This is a genomic window from Rhodococcus sp. HNM0563 (assembly GCF_012726195.1).
Classification (GTDB): domain Bacteria; phylum Actinomycetota; class Actinomycetes; order Mycobacteriales; family Mycobacteriaceae; genus Rhodococcus.
This window is the reverse complement of sequence record NZ_JAASAF010000007.1, coordinates 103,307-120,086: the sequence shown is the minus strand read 5'-3', so window position 1 is coordinate 120,086 and position 16,780 is coordinate 103,307. Positions and strand designations below refer to the sequence as shown.

Annotated in this window: 17 protein-coding genes and 1 pseudogene; 10 read left to right on the top strand and 8 right to left on the bottom strand. The window is 65.7% G+C overall.

All coding sequences use genetic code 11. The features are described 5' to 3' along the window. Positions 1 to 19 precede the first annotated feature (19 nt). On the top strand, positions 20 to 730 hold the full coding sequence (locus tag HCA61_RS17545) for a polysaccharide deacetylase family protein (protein WP_169689477.1): 711 nt from the start codon (positions 20 to 22) through the stop codon (positions 728 to 730). A 125-nt stretch (positions 731 to 855) separates the two neighbouring features. Next, entirely contained in the window at positions 856 to 1,863 is a 1,008-nt protein-coding gene (locus tag HCA61_RS17540) for an NAD(P)H-dependent glycerol-3-phosphate dehydrogenase (protein WP_169689476.1), read from the top strand. Between the two features lie 24 nt (positions 1,864 to 1,887). Here the strand turns inward: HCA61_RS17540 and HCA61_RS17535 are convergent, their stop codons facing one another. Beyond that, a complete protein-coding gene (locus HCA61_RS17535; protein ID WP_206040244.1) occupies positions 1,888 to 2,721 on the bottom strand; it encodes an arylamine N-acetyltransferase in 834 nt (277 codons plus the stop codon). A gap of 263 nt (positions 2,722 to 2,984) precedes the next feature. Here HCA61_RS17535 and HCA61_RS17530 point away from each other — a divergent pair, with 263 nt between their 5' ends. Both HCA61_RS17530 and HCA61_RS17525 read left to right on the top strand, forming a co-directional pair. Beyond that, positions 2,985 to 3,662: a nitroreductase gene (locus tag HCA61_RS17530; protein ID WP_169689475.1), complete on the top strand. Its 678-nt coding sequence runs from the start codon at positions 2,985 to 2,987 to the stop codon at positions 3,660 to 3,662. An 81-nt stretch (positions 3,663 to 3,743) separates the two neighbouring features. After that, complete coding sequence (locus HCA61_RS17525) at positions 3,744 to 4,328, top strand: sigma-70 family RNA polymerase sigma factor (protein ID WP_169689474.1); 585 nt, start codon at positions 3,744 to 3,746, stop codon at positions 4,326 to 4,328. On the opposite strand, the gene HCA61_RS17520 is transcribed toward HCA61_RS17525, so the two are convergent. Continuing rightward, entirely contained in the window at positions 4,282 to 5,469 is a 1,188-nt protein-coding gene (locus tag HCA61_RS17520; protein ID WP_169689473.1) for an ATP-binding protein, read from the bottom strand. The genes HCA61_RS17525 and HCA61_RS17520 overlap by 47 nt on opposite strands. An 87-nt stretch (positions 5,470 to 5,556) precedes the next feature. Further along, the gene (locus tag HCA61_RS17515) at positions 5,557 to 6,801 is read right to left on the bottom strand and encodes a transposase (protein ID WP_247273892.1); all 1,245 of its coding nucleotides are present in this window, start codon (positions 6,799 to 6,801) and stop codon (positions 5,557 to 5,559) included. A 24-nt stretch (positions 6,802 to 6,825) separates the two neighbouring features. Between HCA61_RS17515 and tnpA the strand changes: the two are divergent. The 3 genes and pseudogenes from tnpA to aztD all read left to right on the top strand — a co-directional run. After that, positions 6,826 to 7,083: pseudogene (tnpA, locus tag HCA61_RS26390) on the top strand (IS200/IS605 family transposase); the annotation flags it as partial. Then, positions 7,082 to 7,204 carry a transposase gene (locus HCA61_RS26385; RefSeq protein ID WP_346777594.1) on the top strand — a complete coding sequence of 41 codons (123 nt, stop codon included), beginning with the start codon at positions 7,082 to 7,084 and terminating at the stop codon, positions 7,202 to 7,204. The pseudogene tnpA and the gene HCA61_RS26385, both read left to right, overlap by 2 nt. A 109-nt stretch (positions 7,205 to 7,313) precedes the next feature. After that, positions 7,314 to 8,534, top strand: a complete 1,221-nt coding sequence (gene aztD / locus HCA61_RS17505; RefSeq protein ID WP_169689472.1) for a zinc metallochaperone AztD — start codon at positions 7,314 to 7,316, stop codon at positions 8,532 to 8,534. 112 nt (positions 8,535 to 8,646) lie between these two features. On the opposite strand, the gene HCA61_RS17500 is transcribed toward aztD, so the two are convergent. After that, positions 8,647 to 10,467, bottom strand: coding sequence for an NAD(P)/FAD-dependent oxidoreductase (locus HCA61_RS17500; RefSeq protein ID WP_169689471.1), 1,821 nt, complete (start codon positions 10,465 to 10,467; stop codon positions 8,647 to 8,649). A gap of 148 nt (positions 10,468 to 10,615) precedes the next feature. Here HCA61_RS17500 and HCA61_RS17495 point away from each other — a divergent pair, with 148 nt between their 5' ends. Beyond that, on the top strand, positions 10,616 to 11,899 hold the full coding sequence (locus HCA61_RS17495) for a GAF domain-containing protein (protein WP_169689470.1): 1,284 nt from the start codon (positions 10,616 to 10,618) through the stop codon (positions 11,897 to 11,899). 204 nt (positions 11,900 to 12,103) lie between these two features. Next, positions 12,104 to 13,402 carry a glycosyltransferase 87 family protein gene (locus HCA61_RS17490; protein WP_346777583.1) on the top strand — a complete coding sequence of 433 codons (1,299 nt, stop codon included), beginning with the start codon at positions 12,104 to 12,106 and terminating at the stop codon, positions 13,400 to 13,402. Here the strand turns inward: HCA61_RS17490 and HCA61_RS17485 are convergent. Continuing rightward, positions 13,372 to 13,701, bottom strand: coding sequence for an AzlD domain-containing protein (locus HCA61_RS17485; RefSeq protein ID WP_169689468.1), 330 nt, complete (start codon positions 13,699 to 13,701; stop codon positions 13,372 to 13,374). The two genes, HCA61_RS17490 and HCA61_RS17485, sit on opposite strands and share 31 nt — an antisense overlap. Continuing rightward, a complete protein-coding gene (locus HCA61_RS17480) occupies positions 13,694 to 14,392 on the bottom strand; it encodes an AzlC family ABC transporter permease (protein WP_169689467.1) in 699 nt (232 codons plus the stop codon). Before HCA61_RS17480 ends, HCA61_RS17485 begins: the two co-directional genes overlap by 8 nt. Positions 14,393 to 14,450: 58 nt before the next feature. Between HCA61_RS17480 and HCA61_RS17475 the strand changes: the two genes are divergently transcribed. After that, complete coding sequence (locus HCA61_RS17475; protein WP_346777582.1) at positions 14,451 to 15,209, top strand: M50 family metallopeptidase; 759 nt, start codon at positions 14,451 to 14,453, stop codon at positions 15,207 to 15,209. Positions 15,210 to 15,211: 2 nt separating this feature from the next. Here the strand turns inward: HCA61_RS17475 and HCA61_RS17470 are convergent, their stop codons facing one another. Both HCA61_RS17470 and HCA61_RS17465 read right to left on the bottom strand, forming a co-directional pair. Beyond that, entirely contained in the window at positions 15,212 to 15,862 is a 651-nt protein-coding gene (locus HCA61_RS17470) for a cyclase family protein (RefSeq protein WP_169689466.1), read from the bottom strand. A 30-nt stretch (positions 15,863 to 15,892) separates the two neighbouring features. Beyond that, positions 15,893 to 16,702 (bottom strand): acyl-CoA thioesterase domain-containing protein, encoded by an 810-nt coding sequence (locus HCA61_RS17465; RefSeq protein ID WP_169689465.1) that lies wholly within the window; start codon positions 16,700 to 16,702, stop codon positions 15,893 to 15,895. Between the last annotated feature and the right edge of the window lie 78 nt (positions 16,703 to 16,780).

Genomic DNA, 16,780 nt, shown 5'->3' with positions numbered 1-16,780 from the left:
CTTCTGGCAGCATGCGTGAATGGCCTTCCGCTCCCGCGTCACAGCGCTGATCGTGTCGATCGTCGTGCTGGTACTGATCGTCGCCGCATTCACGGCGTATCGCCTCATGGATTCGAGGAGCACGCAACTGTTCGGCACCCTCGTCGACCGCGTGGACACCGACGAGAAGGTCGTGGCGCTGACGCTCGATGACGGGCCGAGCCCGCTCACACCCGAGGTGTTGCAGACTCTCGCGGACGCCGATGTACCTGCCACCTTCTACGTCACGGGCACAGAGATGGCCGAGCGACCCGAACTCGGTCGAGCGATTGTCGAGGCCGGTCACGAACTCGGGAACCACACCGCAACACACCGCAGGATGGTTTTCGTCGGCCGCGACACCGTCGCGGAGGAAATCGAGAGCACCGACGCTGCAATCCGCGACGCCGGTTACGACGGAGAGATCACCTTCCGGCCGCCCTACGGAAAGAAACTGATTGCGCTTCCCCGCTATCTCGACGAACACGACCGGACCACCGTCATGTGGGACGTCGAACCGGACTCGGCCTCGTCCGACACCGGCGAGATCGTCCGGACAGCACTCGAGGAGACACGCCCCGGTTCGATCATCCTGCTGCACGTGATGTACCCATCCCGGACGTCGTCGCTCGAGGCGATTCCCGACATCGTCGACGGTCTGCGCGCCGAGGGGTACCGGTTCATGACGGTGTCGGATCTGCTCGGCCGGTGAGCTCGACGCAGCGCGAACTGGACGAACAACGAAGGGGATACCGGCACGATGTCGGGTAAAGAGCACTCACGACAGCGCAGTGCCTGACAATCTGTTCTTCGAAGACCACCGACGGAAGGATTCCGATGGCACGTCCGGTTCGCGTCGTCGTTCTCGGTTCCGGATCGTGGGGCACCACGGTCGCGGGGCTCGCGGCTCGCAACACCCCGACTCTGCTGTGGGCGCGCAACCCCGACACTGCAGCCGAGATCAACGAGACCCATCGCAACAGCCGGTACCTCGGCGACCGGGAACTGCCGAAGGATCTGCGTGCGACATCGGATCTCGTCGAGGCGGCCCACGAGGCCGACGTGATGGTGGTGGGTGTGCCGTCGCACGCGGTGCGCGCGACCCTCGAACCGATCGCCGACGAAGTGCGGGCCTGGGTGCCGTTGCTGTCCCTGGCGAAAGGACTCGAGCCTGGCACCCGGCTGCGGCCGACGCAGGTGGTCTCGGAATGCCTGCCCGGGCACCCGGTCGGCCTGCTGTCGGGGCCGAACATCGCCAGCGAGATTGCCGACGGCATGGCTGCGGCATCGGTCGTGGCGATGCAGGCCGAGTCGGTGGCGACGGCGCTACAGCCGCTGTTCGCGTCGAAAGTGTTTCGTGTGTACCGCAACACCGATGTACTCGGGTGTGAACTCGGCGGCGTGTTGAAGAACATCATCGCGATCGCCGCGGGAATGGCCGAGGGGCTGGGGGTGGGCGACAACACCCGGGCGATGGTGCTGGCGCGTGGCCTCGCCGAAATGACCCGGCTCGGGGAAGCAATGGGTGCCGATCCGCGCACGTTCGCGGGCCTGACCGGGATCGGTGATCTGATCGCCACCTGCATGAGCCCGGCATCGCGGAACCGGCGTGTGGGCGAGTCGCTCGCACGCGGCCTGACATTGGACGAAACCCTCGCCGAGCTCGGTCAGGTCGCAGAGGGCGTCAAGACCGCACCGACGGTGATGGAACTCGCGCGCGAATACGACGTCGTGATGCCGATCGCGGCGGAGGTGGAGGCGGTGGTCGCGGAGAGGCGCTCGCCTGCCGAGGCGTACCGAGGGCTACGGAGGGTTGCGGCCGGACACGAGCAGGACATCGTGTGATTTCCACTGTCCGGCCGCTGCATGTCAACTGCGGGACCGTAGCCGCTCCACGACGGACGATAATGCGCTGATCTCACTCCGGTCCAACGCAATTCCGAGTTCCAGTACCGTGTCGACGACTTCGGCGACCGATAACTTCGTGTGTTCGGTGGCCCTTCCTGGGGTTCGGGTCGTGCGCGCAGCTTCGGTGAGTGTGACGTGAGCGTGCGGCATGTGGCGCATGACCATGAGGTGATTCACGAACGGCGAATTCTCCTCGCGCGAGGTGATGAAATGCCCGGTCCTGACGTCGGCTGGATGGACCGGGCTCTCGTCGACGTAGTGTTCGGCGTCGCCCTCCCGTGTGAGCGCCCAGACGGTGGTGCCCTGATCGGTGAGCCCTCGCACGCCGAACTGCCGGTCTCCCTCCGCGCGTGTAGCACCGTCCTTCAGCGCGATGGGTCCGGTAATGCTGAATCCGAAACCCGGGTCGCACAACCATCTCTCACCATCGAGCTCGACGTGGATCGTCATGTGGGTCCGGGTATTGGTCGGCTCGTGCACTCGCCCCAATGCCCGGCGCACAGAGAATCCGAGGTGTTCGAGCGCCGCTGCGAAGATCTGCGAATGCTCGAAGCAGTAACCACCTCGGCTTCGTCGCACCAATTGTTCCTGGATCGCGTCGGGCGCGACGCCGGGATGGGTGCCGAGCAGCACGTCCACGTTCCCGAAGGGAAAGGTACGCACGTGGGCGCCGTGCAATTCCTCGAGCAGGTCGAGGGTCGGCGCGGTGGGCCGAACTCCGACGGCGGCGAGATACTCCGGGACATCGAAGAGGTCGGTGCGCCACGACCGTCCCATGAGCGGCTGTTCGTCCATTCCCACGCCCTTCTGCGAGACATGCGGTCGGCGGATATTCCTGCAGTCTCACACAGCGTGGCTCTCGGCGACAGAACGCACGTCCCCATGGGAATATTCCAATATCTCAGCTGTGCGCTAGATATGCGTATATTCCTCGATTCTTCGCATGCAACCGGTGGTGGATCGAGGCGCAAGCCGAGGACGTCGACCATCCTGGTCCGCACGCCGGATCACCGACCCTGAACGAGCGCTAAGTCCTCGCTTGTGCCATCGTGGTCGACATGACCAGCAACGCAGAGATGTTGTCGACCCTCCTCGACTCCCGCTACAGCTGCCGCGGCTTCCTCGACAAACAGGTACCGCGCGAGGACATCGAACGCATGCTGCAGATGGGACAGCGCACCGCGTCGTGGTGCAACTCCCAGCCGTGGCGCGTGCATCTCGTCAACGGAGACGCCATCGAACGCCTTCGTGAGGCGCTCTACGCGCAAGCCTCGTCCGGCGAACTCGACCCCGATATCCCGGGTCCGGTCGAGTACCGGGGCGAGTACGCCGAACGCCGCCGCGGAGCGGGATACGCGCTGTACAACGCGCTCGGCATCGCCCGCGACGACTACGCGCGCCGCACCGAGCAGATGCTCGAGAACTACCGATTCTTCGGCGCACCGCACGTCGCGATCATCACCACCGACAAGGCCCTCGGTGTGTACGGTGCGGTCGACTGCGGTGGCTATGTCTCCACGCTGCTGCTCGCCGCGGAGTCCCTCGGCATCGCTGCCGTCCCGCAGGCCGCCGTACCCATGGCCGGGACGGCGTTGCGGCGCGAACTGAACATCGGCGACGACCGCGACGTCGTCTGCGCGATCGCCTTCGGGTACGCAGACGACGCTCATCCGGCCAACACGTGCCGCACCGATCGGGCATCGCTCGACGACACCGTCGAGTGGGTGGACGAATAACCCACCCGAGGGTCGGTATTGCTCGGCCACGCCGCGACGGAAGGTGGTGTGACATCCACACCACCCGAGAGGACCACCGCCGTGGCCGACAAGAACACCGAACTCCTGCTCCGCCACTGGGTACCGCGCGCCGTCGCCGGCGAGCCGCACGCCGTCGGCACCGTGGTGAGCTGTGTACGCCCGCACATCCTGCAGTTCTGCACCGCCCGCATGGATGAGCAGACCCGGGCACACACACCCGCCGAAGACGTCGCGCAGGAAACCTGCCTGGCCCTGGTACGCGCGCTGCCCCGATACGACGATCGAGGCGGGTCGGTGTTGCGGTTCGCCTTCGCGATCGCAGCAAACAAGGTCGTCGACGCCCGGCGCAAAGCACCGCGCCCGGTTGCGCCCGTCCACGAGGTACACGAACCCTCACCCGACGAGGATGTACTCGACAGCGAACTCGCCGCTGCTGCACGTCGTTTCGTCGACCTACTGCCGGAGCAACAACGCCAGATCGTGATTCTGCGAATCTTCCGCGGCTACAGCACCGAACGCACCGCACTCATGCTCGGCACCACACCCGGCGCTGTGCGCGTGGCGCAGCACCGTGCCTTGACGCGTCTACGCACACAGATCAGTCTGTTTGAGCACGAAGATACTTCCCGAAGTGCGGCACGGTGAAGCCGATGAATCCTCGTTCGGCTGAATAGATCAGGCCCTTCTTGATGAGTCCGTCGCGAGCCGGCGACAGCGACGCCGGTTTGCGTCCGAGTTCCACTGCGATCTTCGACGTGGGCACCGGGCCGTCGTCGCCGGAGAGTTCGGCCATTGCGCGCATGTATTCGCGTTCGGCGGGTGTTGCCCGCTCGTAGCGGGAGCCGAAGAAGCCGACGGCAAGTTCCTCCTCCGCGTCGGGGGACCCGACTCGCACATCGTCGGGGGTGATCGGACTGGCCGCGGCGACGTCCCACGTGGCTTTTCCGTAGGCCTGAACGAAATACGGGTAACCATCGGCCATTTCGTACAGCACGTCGAGCGCTTCCTGCGTGAATTCGACGTCTTCGCGTTCCGCAGGGGCGATCAGTGCGTGGTCTGCCGCTTCGCGGTCGAGTCGGTCGATGCGGTGATAGGTGAACAATCGCTCGGAGTACGACTTGGACGCCGACAGCACGGCGGGCAGATGCGGCAGCCCCGCGCCGACGACGATGAGCGGCGCAGCATCCTGACTCAATTCGTGGCACGCGCCGCAGATCGCGGAGACGTCGTCGGGGCCGAGGTCCTGCATCTCGTCGACGAACAGGGCGATCCCGACGCCCACGTCGCGCGCGAGTCCGGCAGCGTCGACGAGCAGTTCGACGAGATCGATCTCGATGTCGCCGGAGTCGGCGCGACCCTTGACCGCAGGGGCGTCGATGCCGGGTTGCCAACGTTCGCGCATGCCCTTGTCGGCGGTGGCGCGCAGCGCAAACGACTTGAGGACGCCGAGGAAGTAGTCGACCGATTCCGGATCCGGATGGCCCGCAGCTATCTCGCGGACAGCCATGTGGAGCGCGGACGACAGAGGCCGGCGCAGACCTTGATCGGGGCGGGCTTCGATCTTGCCGGTACCCCAGCTCTTCGCGATCGCGAGCGAGCGCAGGTGGTTGAGCAGGACGGTCTTGCCGACTCCGCGGAGGCCGGTGAGCACGACGCTGCGCTCGGGTCTTCCTCGTGCGATGCGTTCGAGCACCACGCCGAAGGCTGTGAGCTGTTTCTCTCGGCCGGCGAGTTCGGGTGGGCGCTGCCCCGCGCCGGGGGCGTACGGGTTGCGGACCGGGTCCATCGGTCGATGGTAACGACGATGTCAGGGGATTCTGAGTTCCTCTAGCGCGTGTCTTGACTTCCTCCTCCGCGTGAACACGAAGGATTCCTACGCAGCCTCACCATCCGGCAAGATCTGTTCAGCGGGTTCCTGCTTCACCGGGTCCGCGCATGCAAGCACACGTCTTACGCTCCCTCCACAAGCGTTTACCCTCTCCACCAGCCCAGCGGCGAGCATCACATTCACAGCGGCGTTGTAATCCCGATCCAGCACCAACCCACACGACGAGCACACCCACACCCGCACATCCAGCGGCTTCTTCCCGTCCCGCACCCCACAGCCCGCGCACACCTGCGACGTCGGTTCCCACTGACTGATCGTGTGCACCACCGCGCCATACCGGGCGGCTTTCTCCTCGATCAACCGCCTGAGGGTCGACCAGCCGGCATCGTGTACCGACTTCGCCAACCTCGTGCGCGCCAAACCCGCCACCGACAACCCCTCGAGGGCGACCGCTTGGTTCTCGCGGACCAACCTCAGTGCCAGCTTGTGGTGGTGATCCAGGCGGGTCTCCCGCACCTTCCGGTGCGCCGCCGCGACCTTCCGGCGAGCCTTATCCCGATTCTTCGACCCCTTCATGGTGCGTGAGTATGCCCGCTGCGCACGGGCCAATCCTCGCTCCTTCGACCGCAACCAGCGAGGATTGTCGATCTTCTCGCGAGTACCGTCGTCATAGACGATCGTCGCCAGATCCGTCAACCCCACATCCACACCGGCAGCCCGAGCCGGCGAAGCCGGAACCACCGCCGGCGCCGGCTCATCAACGACGAAGGACACATAGTGCCGACCGTCGGCCTCCCGGATCACCGTCACACTCGACGGGTCCGCCGGCAACGGCCGTGACGACTCGTACCGCACCCGCCCGATCTTCGGCAACCGCACAAACCCGGCACCGGCGCCCGGCTCGAGGACACCGAAACCCGCGTTACGGGTGAAACGAGCGGACTGGCGATGTGTCCGCCTCTTGAAGCGTGGCGCACCGACCTTGCGGCCCTTGCGTTTCCCGGTATGGGAATCGAAGAAATTGGCGTACGCGCGATGCAGGTCCGCCAGCGACTGCTGCAACGGCACCGAGGACACCTCGGCCAACCACGCCCGTTCGGGTGTCGCCTTCGCGGCGGTCAGCGCTGCCGACAACTCGCCTTTACTCGGGATCGGCCGGCCCGCCCTGCGGGCGGATTCCCGCGCGGCGAGGGCATCGTTGAACACCACCCGGCAGCACCCGAACAGTCGCGACAGCGCCCTGTGCTGCTCCCCTGTGGGGTAGGCACGGCAGCGGTATCGCTTGAGCACACCCCGACGATAACTTTTGGTGTCATGGATGAGATTGGGTTTGTCAGATGTGGCAGACACGCAGTGTGGGACTGTCACGCACATTTGGTGCTCGTCACGAAATATCGGCGTGGCGCGTTCACCGGCCCGATCTTGGCGGACTGCGAGGAGGTGATGCGGGAGGTGTGAGTGGACTTCGGATGCGAACTGCCGGAGTTCTACGGCGAGGACGATCATGTGCACCTGCTGATCAGCTCTCCCGCGACTGTGCAGCTGTCGAAGCTGGTGAACTCGCTCAAGTGTGTCATCGCGGCACTTGCGGCGCGATCACGCGGAGCACCTTTCCCGGTACCTGTGGGGCGGGCATTTATGGTCCCGCTCGTATTGCTGCGGGACCGCGGGCGGTGCCCGTTGTCGGTGGTAGCCGACTACGTGAAATCCCAACGTCGCCCTGGGTGACAGTAGAGACACGAATGCAAGAGTACGCATTATATACTTTGACATTCATTTTCATTAATGACTGAATTCTCACCATGAAACCGATCCACCACGGCAGCCTCGCGCTGTCTGCAGCGCTCGCAGCCGCACTGGTTGCAGGCTGCTCCTCATCGCCCCAGCCAGCCGATGCCGCACCGATCAACGCAGCACCGGCCGTCGAGGTCACCTCACCCGAGCCGCGATTGGCCCTCACCTACGACGGCGGCATCCTCGTCGTCGACGCGACAGAACTCGACATCGTCGCGAATCTGCCACTCGACGGATTCAACCGACTCGGTCCCGCGGGCGACGACCGCCACGTGTTCGTTTCCACCGCCGGAGGCTTTCGCGCCTTGGACACGGGCAGTTGGAGCGACGCCCACGGCGACCACAGCCACCACTTCGCAGGAACACCGGCGCTCACCGACCTGACGTTTCCCGCCGACAAGCCCGGCCACATCGTCGCCCACGCGGGCACAACCGCACTGTTCGACGACGGCACAGGAAATATCGCACTGTTCGATTCCGACGAACTCGACCCCAGCGGCCCACGCCCCGACACGGATACGTACACGACACCCGACGCCCACCACGGTGTCGCCGTGCCACTCGAAGACGGATCACTCCTCGTCACCGAGGGCGATAGCGAAAGCCGCAGCAGCGTTGTTCTTCTCGACGTCGACCGCAACGAAGTCGCGCGAACCGACGAGTGCACCGGAGTCCACGGAGAAGCCGTCGCAGCCGACTCGGTCGTGTTCGGATGTGAGGACGGCATGGTGACCTTCCGCGACGGCACCTTCACGAAGGTCACCGCCCCCGACCCGTACGGACGGCTCGGGAACCAGGCCGGATCCGACGAGTCACCGATCGTGCTGGGCGACTACAAGACCGACCCCGACGCCGAGCTCGAACGCCCCGAACGAGTTGCGCTCGTCGACACCCGCACCGCGCAGATGAAACTCGTGGATCTGGGGACGAGTTACACGTTCCGCTCGCTGGGACGGGGGCCGCACGGCGAGGCACTGGTGCTCGGTACCGACGGTGCGCTGCACGTGATCGACCCTGAGACGGGTGATGTCGTCGACCGCATCGCAGTCCTCGACCCGTGGACCGAGCCCGACGAGTGGCAGTCGCCGCGACCAGCATTGGAAGTGCAGGGCCACACCGCGTACGTCACCGATCCGGCGAACGACGAGTTGCACGCCGTCGACCTCGAGTCGGGCGGGATCCGCACGACGACCCTGCCGCACACCCCCAACGAGATCAGCATCCCCTGACCTCCACAGTCGGGGCGAGCGAAGCGAGGGGAAGCGCAACCGCTCGATGCGGTGGCAGACGCACCCGGTCGACAGGCGGTCTCTGCCACCGCACCGCGCGGCTGCGTATCCGTCAGCTTAAGTGGTGGACTTCCTGGAGCCCGTAGACAGGCGTCGGGATTCCCTCGTACCGCGCCTTGAGCTGGAGGGCGAGATAGAGCGAATAGTGCCGCGACTGATGCAGATTTCCGCCGTGGAACCACAGCCCGTCCTGCTGCGTGGGCTTCCACATGTTGCGCTGCTCGCCCTCCCACGGCCCCGGGTCCTTGGTGGTGTCCGAGCCCAGGCCCCAGCACTTTCCGACCTTGTCGGCGACGTCCTGACCGATCAGGTCGGCGACCCAGCCGTTCATCGAGCCGTATCCCGTCGCGTACACGACGAGGTCGGCTTCGAGTTCAGTGCCGTCCTCGAGGATGACGGAGTGCTCGGTCAGCTCCCGCACGTTGCCGTGGGCGAGCTTGATGTCGCCGTTCGCGACGAGCTCGGAGGCTCCGACGTCGATGTAATAACCTGACGCGCGGCGCAGGTATTTCATGAACAGGCCCGATCCGTCGTCGCCCCAATCATGAAGGAATCCGGCCTTTTCCAAGCGGTCGTAGAAGTCGGCGTCGCGTTCGGCAATCTTCTGATAGACCGGGATCTGGAACTCGTGCATGATCCGGTACGGCAGCGATGCGAACGTCAGATCGGCCTTGTGCGTGGTCACGCCGTTGGCGAGTGCACGTTCGGAGTAGAGGTCGCCGAGTCCGAGGTCCATGAGCGAATCTGATTTGACGATGTGCGTCGACGAGCGCTGCACCATGGTCACGTCGGCGCCGACCTCCCAGAGCGCACCGCAGATGTCGTGTGCGGAGTTGTTGGCTCCGATCACCACCGCCTTCTTGCCCGCGTAGGCGTCCGGTCCCGGGTGCGCACTCGAATGGTGCTGGTCGCCTTGGAAACGGTCCATGCCGGGGAAGCTCGGAATGTTCGGTTTACCCGACATACCCGTCGCGATCACGAGTTGCTTGGGCCGCAGCACGAGCGGTTCTCCGTCGCGCTCGACGTTCACGGTCCACTCGCCGGCCGCATCGTCGTACGACGCCGACGTGCACAACGTCTTCGACCAGTACGGCACTTCCATGATGCGGGTGTACATCTCGAGCCAGTCGCCGATCTTGTCCTTCGGCGCGAACACCGGCCAGTTCTCGGGGAACGGCAGGTACGGAAGGTGGTCGTACCAGACGGGGTCGTGCAGGCACAGCGACTTGTACCGGCCGCGCCACTGGTCGCCCGGGCGGTCGTACTTGTCGAGGACGAGCGCCGGTATCCCGAGCTGACGCATCCGCGCGCCGAGCGCGATACCGCCCTGGCCACCACCGACGATGACGACGTACGGCTGAGTCTTGTAACCGAGCTCGCGTTCCTCCGCTTCGCGCTGTTCCGACCACGTGACGCGGTGGCGGTCGGCGCCGTGCTTCGTTCCGCGCGGGCGGCGTTCCTTCTTCCCTTCCTCGTGCCCCTTCAACTCTTGGAGCGTGGTGAGCAGCGTCCACGCGCCCTCGTCGTTCAGACGCAGGTGCCCCTCGCCGCGACCGACGGCGGTCTCGAAAGCGATCCAGGCGCTGACCACGCCGTCGTCCTCGGTCGGCGTCTCGGTGGTGCGGAAGCCGCTGGGATCGGTATCGGCGAGGCGTTCGCGCAGCATCCCGGCGACACCGTCGCGTCCCTCGACAGTCTTGAGGTTCCAGGTGAAGGACACGAGATCACGCCAGAAGCTGTCGGTGGCGAACATGCCTGCGGCCGCCTCGACGTCACGTGCAGCGAGCGCCGCTTCGAAATCTCGCAGCCATACATCGACCCGCTGCTGCGGGCCGGTGACGCGATCCGAGGGGTGCTCGAGAATGTCGGTCATGGCCGATCCTTTCCGGTCGTTGATGTGATCCAGCACACTCTCGATGCAGCGGCGCGGCAAGCGTTGCATCACGTTGCGTGTGGCGCGCGACACAACGTGGGACCTATGCTGCGGAGACCAGCAGGAACACGGAGGGACAGTGACGCGGATGGACAGGAGTACGTTCAGCGCGATCACACCCGGCACCGATCTGTCCCGCTACGCCCGCGACCTGATGCGGATGCACGACACGGTCATCGGTGGCGGTAAGCCGACGATGCAGCCGCGCAGCGTTGTCGCCCGGTCGTGGTCTCGAGTCCTGCGCACAGGTCTCGACCCAGTGGGCAGCAACGTGCGCGTTCCGTATTCGCCAGAGGAGATCGAACAGCGTCGGCGGTCGTCGCCGCTGGCCTCGATCATCGGCGACCTCGAACAGGTGATCTCGCCGGTTGCCGACGCTTCACAGATGTTGCTCGTCGTGACGGACGCGGACGGCGTCATCCTGTGGCGCAGCGGTTCGGCACGCGTGCGGTCGCGGGCCGATGCGCTGGGGTTCTGCGTGGGGTCCGTCTGGACGGAAGAGAAGGTGGGCACCAACGCGATCGGCACCGCGCTGGCCGAGACCGCGCCGGTGCAGTTGTTCTCCGGCGAACATTTCGAGCAGTCGCAACACCCCTGGTACTGCACGGCAGCGCCGATACATGACCCCATCAGTGGCGATCTGCTGGGCATCGTCGACGTCAGCGGGCCGGCCATGACGCTGCATCCCGCAATCGGAGCGTTGGTCGACACCGCGGTGCGCCTCGCCGAATCGCAGTTGTGGCGGCAGCACGAACAACGACTCGATCGTCTGCGCACCGAGGCCGCGCCCCTGCTGGCGGCGGTCAGCGGTCCGGTTCTGCTGGTCGACGATCACGGTTGGGTCGCGCACGCGTCCGGGGTCGCCGCGACCCGTCGCGTCGGTGCTCCCCGTACCGACCGCGCCCTGACAGTGCCCGGTCTCGGACTGTGCGTGCCGGAGCAGTTGTCGCACGGATGGTTGATCAGGCCGTCCGAATCTGCGGCGACGATCCGCATGACGTTGCGGCTGTCATCGTCACCGACCGTCGAGGTAACGGGCACGGGGCGTCAGTGGCGCAGCGCTGTGACGGTCCGACACGCTGAGATCCTGCTGCTGTTACAGATGCGTGGCCGAATCGGGATGTCGGTGACGGAGTTGAGCCACACGCTGTTCGGCGATGCTGATCACGCCGTTGCGGTACGCGCGGAGGTGTCGCGGTTGCGCCGTGCGTTGGGCTCGGTCGTGGATAGCAGGCCTTATCGTCTGGCCGAGTCGGTGGAATTGTCGTTGGATCTCTGCGGAGCCGAGGACGTGAGCGAATCTGCATTCGTGCTGCACTGTGCCGGTTTCGGCGTGCGAACCCGGATCTCGGAGAAGTATTCGGCAGTCTAGTGATAGGCCGATACACCTGGATATTCATAGGTGGAGTACGCGCTATCGGAGTCTCTACCTATATCTAGCAAATATACGATAAATAGGTATATATCGGATACGCCTCCGTATCAAGCCTTCGGAAAACGCCTGAAAGGGATAAACCGAACAGCTTATGTGGCAGAACCGTCCGGACTCGGCTGCGCCGTACAACGTTTGTGTAACGTGACCACGGGGTCGCCCCGACGGGATCCCGAAACGTCGTCGTCCCCGGAGGTCTACCCCGTGCTGTTGTCCGAAGTCCGCGCAAGGCCCGTGCACTCCGCACTGATCGCCATCGGACTGTTGGTCACGGCGTACGCGGTGGCGGGATATGTCCAGGACGCGTTCACCGAATACCTCATGGATCTCGACGTCTTCCGCGACGCCGGGTACGCGTTCCTTCACCACACCCCCCTGTACACGGAGGGCTTCTACAGCCACTCGGGCTTCCGATTCATCTACCCACCGTTCGCCGCGTTCCTGTTCGCGCCGATGGCGATGGTCGGCAGCACAACATTGCAGGTGCTGTGGACAGCCGGCCTCATCGCCCTGGTGTGGTGGATCCTCAAGGTCGTCTACCAGCGTCTCGACGTCACCCGCGCGAGCCTCGTCGCGTCCGCCTCCCTCGGTGTGGTCCTTCTGCTCGAGCCGTTCCGGTCGAACTTCGCGTTCGGCCAGATCAACATCATCCTCATGGCACTCGTGGTCGCCGACGTCCTCGGCGTGATTCCCGCCCGCTTCCGCGGGGTCGGTATCGCAGTGGCCGCAGCAATCAAGGTGACGCCCGCCGCGTTCGGTCTGTTGCTCCTGCTCCGCAAGGACATCCCGTCGGTGGCCCGGGCGTTCGGCGCGTTCTTCGCGACGGTCGCGTTCGGCTACTGGCTGCGACCCGACTCCTCGGTGTTCTTCTGGACCGAAGAATTCTTCGCGACCGACCGCGCCGGCGACCAGGAATTCTTCCGCAACCAGGCACTCACCGGCTTGATCGCCCGGTTCGGATTCTCCGAGGGCACCAGCAAGATCCTGTGGATCATCGGCGCCGCGCTCATCGTCGCCGCGACCGCGTGGGCCGCGCACCGCTTCCTCCGCGCAGGAGAAACCGTGCCCGCCCTCGCCCTGGTGGGCCTCGCGACGCTGCTCGCCGCACCGATCGCCGTCACCCACCACTGGGTGTATTCGCTGTTCCTGGTGCCGCTGCTCGTCGCCCCGCGCTACCGCCGCTGGTGGCCCGTACTCGTGCCCGCGACGTTGATCTTCCTGTTCGGGCCCAACAAGCTGCTCACCGATGCGTCGTCGCGCGGCTGGGTGGAACAGATGGTGCTCGAGACCCTCGGCAACTCGCAGGCCATCATCGCGGTCGTCGTGTTCGTCGCCGCGGTCTTCGCCGCACGCACCCGCCGCGGCGAGATCATGACCCCGATCCCGCCGGTCACCATCCCGACAGCGGACGCTCAGCTCCAGAAGGCCGACGCCACCAAGTAGAGGCCGGTCCCTGCCACGGTGCTCAGTGCCGCGTTGCGCCGCCACAGGTGCATCGCGATCGTGCCGGACAACCCGATCGTCGCGGGGAGCCACGTCGTCGCACCCACGTCCCGCAGCGTGTACATGACGAGGATGATCATGACGCCGACGGGCATCGTCCGGCCCAGAAAGTCGACGACGGCCGAATGCTTCAGGGCGGACAGCGCCACGAATGGCGCGGCGCGCAGCGCGACCGTCACGACGAACATCACCAGCAGCGCGCCGAGCACATATCCGGCGCCGGGTACCGATTCAGGCACTGGCAGCCCTGTTCCGATAGACGAACCGCGCGAGCAGACACGCGACGAACAATCCGAGTCCGACGATGAGCATCTGTTCCTTCGCGATCAACATCGCCACCAGCCCGCACACCACCGCGATCACCGTGGCCGGAATGTCGCGGTTGACTCGGAACGCGTCGATCGCGAGCACCGTGAACAATGCGGTGAGCGCGAACTCGAGGCCCGTGAGGCCGGCCGGCAGCACCGCACCGATGAGTGCGCCGACGGTGCCCGACACCACCCACATGGCCTGGCACAACACCTGCACGGTCAGCACGCGGGTGCCGGCCAGCTCCTGACCGGCCTTCGGCGCAATGATTGCGTAGGACTCGTCGGTGAGCGCGTAGACGGCGTAGAGGCGGCCGATTCTGCTGCCGATCGAGTGCAGGGGAAACGACAGACCGTAGAACACGTGCCGGAAGTTCACGAGCAGCGTCGCCGCCGCGATCGATGCGAACGGTGTCACCGCGCTGACGAGACCGATCGCCAGGAATTCCATCGAGCCGGCGTAGATCACGATCGAGAAGATCGGCGCCCACCACCAGTCGAAGCCGCCCTGGGTGAGCACCACGCCGAACGCGAGGCCGAGCGGAATCAGTCCGAGTCCGACGGCCCACGAGTCCGCGATACCCGCGCGGACCGCGATGGCACGACTGTCAGGCATGCTCATGAGGCTATCGAGGCCGGCGACGTGTCGTGCCTCACCTGCACCCGACGAAAGGTGACCAGTGGCATCGAGCCCTGACTCGTCCACGAACACAGACTCGTTCACAGACGTGATGGAATCCGCATGGCAGGCCGTCTCTGCCGTCGACGAACCCGCGTCGACAGCGCTGGTGATCGTCACGGCGGTGATCGCGCTGATCCTGGTGACGGTCCGGCCGCTGTGGCTGAAAACCCGGCACGTGATCACGCAGGCGCACGAGGGTTCGCATGCGCTCGTCGCAGCGTTGGTGGGACGCAAACTGTCGGGCATCCGACTGCACAGCGACACCTCGGGTGTGACGGTGTCGTCGGGAAACCCGCGCGGCCCCGGCATGGTCGCGACGGCGTTCGCGGGGTACACCGGCCCGGCGGTGCTCGGTTTCGCCGCGGCCACACTGCTGACCCTGAACCGGCCGGCGGCGGTGTTGTGGTCGATTCTCGCTGCGTTGGCGCTATTGCTCCTGTTGATCCGCAATCTGTACGGGTTCGTAACCGTCGTGATCGCGGGTGCGATCGTGGGTGCCGCGGCATATCTCGGTGATCCGGTCGTGCGCTACGCCGCCGCGTATCTGATCACCTGGGTGTTGTTGCTCGGCGCGACCCGTCCGGTGTTCGAACTCGCCCGTACTCACATGCGAGGGCGTGGCCAGGGCTCGGACGCCGATCAGCTGAGGTGGCTGACGCGGATCCCGGCAGGTGTGTGGATCGTGGTGTTCGGCCTGATCACGGCGGGGACCGCGGTGTACGGGACGGCTCGTGTCGTGGTGACGCACCTGCCCTGACTTCACTGCGCGAGCTGCATCGCCACCGCGCGCACAGGCGCCCCGTCGGCGCCCTCGAACGGAATCGGCAGCATGCTCACCAGCGGGTCGTCGAAATCGATCCCCGCGAGGTTCTTCAGATTCTCACAGATCACGCCGCCCGCATCGGCGATCACGTGGTGCGCGGCAAGTATCTCGTCACCCGTCGGATCGATGCTCGGGGCGTCGATGCCGATGGTGCGCACACCGCGGGTCAGCAGCCACCGGCAGGTGTCCGGGCTCAGCGCCGGATGCCGGAAGTACTCATCGGTGCCGAAATACTCCGACCAGCCGGTGTGCACGAGGGCGATGTCGCCCGAGCGGAGTTCGGTCTCACCCCACTGGTCCGGAGTGATCAGCTCGCCCGGGCCGACGCGTCCGCGCACGTCCAGTACCACTCCCCTGCCCACGAACGCCGTGGGCGAGAGTTGCTCGACGGAGTCGCCGTCGTCGCGGATGTGTCGCGGTGCGTCGACGTGGGTGCCGGTCTGCGACCCCATCGCGATGTGCAGCAGGTTGTAGCCGTCGCCGGCGATGCTCGCGTGCGACGTGAATACGGGTGTCGGGTCTCCCGGATACACCTGCGTGCTCGGCGACACCGGGTGACTGAGGTCGATGACCCGCACTACTCGCATGGCGCACATGCTAGTTCGGCATCGTCGCCCTCAGCCGAAATCGACCTGCCGGTGCGGATCGGCCAGTGCGGTCACCGTTCCGGAACCGAACGGCCCGAGTCGATCGAACAGCACCGACGTGCCGACGGAGATGCCGTCGGAGCTGATGTGGTGGTCGGCCTCGACACCCACTTCCGGTCCGACGGGTAGCCGTGACAGTGTGATGGTGAGGTCGGCGTTGATGAATCCCACACCGCGGTCGCTCCAGTTGGTCACCAGGCTCGTTGCCTCCCCGACCGTCGCGGTGCGCACGAACGGCGACATTTCTTCGCCGACGACGACGGGCAGCTGGCGCGCCCACAAGCGCTTGCGACTCGCGTTCTGGTGTTCGGATCGCGTGGTCGACCACCCGTCGGGATGAGCGTCGCTACCGAACCAGGTGGGGAAGACGAATCCGGTCTCCGGATCGGCGGGGGTTTCCGCGGGCGGCTCCGGCCGGTCCTCACGGACCCACACCACACCCGGCGGCTGCTCCGATGGCCGCAGGAAGACGACGGTCGCGCGGGCGGAGATGTCGTCCCCCTGCTTCAGCAGCGCATCGGCGACACGGATCCGGTTACCGTCGCGCACGCGCGTGGTGGTGAATCGGATCTCGGCGTTGCGGACCGGCTTGAACAGGTCGACGGTCAGGCGCGCGGGCACCATCGTGTCGTCGCCGTGCAGGTTCTCGAGCTCGCGGGCGATCAGCCCGCACACGCACGGCCCCGCGAGCATCGTGGACGACCACGGACTCTCGGCGTACTTGGTGGGCAGGTATGTGCCCTCGGCGTCCGTGAAAAATCCCCAGGCCTTCTTCTGCATCGTCGAATGTTCCCAAGCCGGGATCGGCGGCAGACCGGGACCCCCGGGTGCACGATGCCGATGCGATGTCGCAAGATG